Raw genomic sequence first — 856 nt, forward strand, 5'->3', positions numbered from 1 at the left:
GCTATCCTATCACCATAGTGAAAAAATTGATATTTCACGCGATACATCGGTGCGAACCTTCTCCTTATATAAAACAGCGAGAAATACCATATTGTACGTAACCTAATTCCGATTCAAATAATCATATATAAGCAAACATTGACGAGAATAATAAAGGCGAGATATTTAATTTCCTTTTGGTTGTAGCAATGCTTCATATTAAAAGAAAAGAAACTTTTCTTTTAATATGAAGCAAGTTTTGTAACTCTATTGTTATCCACATAGAAGTAAACACCCTAGGATGGTGAGTAGCCTTTACAGCTGTGCTTACAAATACTCACCCCGCCGTAATATGCGTAAATGTATTTTCAGGATAAGTCATACGCTCAGCATTTCCGACATGAAACTTAACCATCGTCTGCATAACAGAGCTATCAACCTTGTTCTGAGCGGATGGTACAGACTCTGCACTTATATCAATTCCCACCGCTTGACATTGCACTTCGCACACAATATTTAGAGCTGAGAATCCAGTAGAGCATACCAAATCTAATAGATAGGAATTTTTGCTAATTGCGCCATGCGGGATCCAACATCTGATAGTCTCCAGCCCACTAGGAGATGTGTTATTTATATCTAAAAAGCCAAAAAATCAGGATATGAGAACACAATAATATCAATTTCCTTTGAACTAACGTCCTTTATCGTCGGTCTTCCACCATCGTAAAATCTATTTTGTATCAGTTGCTTTCACATACTTTGACTTATGATCTAGTGATACTGTGCAGATTGAGTACACATCCCCAGAGCCCAGATTATAATTAAGTTCGTACCATTCGGCTCTTTTATAGAGCTAATATTGAAAAATAAATAACCA

Annotated in this window: 1 protein-coding gene; it reads right to left on the minus strand. The window is 36.4% G+C overall.

Features of this window, described 5'->3' with window-relative positions; genetic code table 11:
- Positions 1–316 precede the first annotated feature (316 nt).
- Positions 317–613 carry a class I SAM-dependent methyltransferase gene (locus ACFILW_RS10185; RefSeq protein ID WP_375678057.1) on the minus strand — a complete coding sequence of 99 codons (297 nt, stop codon included), beginning with the start codon at positions 611–613 and terminating at the stop codon, positions 317–319.
- Between the last annotated feature and the right edge of the window lie 243 nt (positions 614–856).

Origin of the sequence: Bartonella sp. TT110JLCBS, from assembly GCF_042193405.1 — a bacterium.
In the GTDB taxonomy this organism is placed as follows: domain Bacteria; phylum Pseudomonadota; class Alphaproteobacteria; order Rhizobiales; family Rhizobiaceae; genus Bartonella.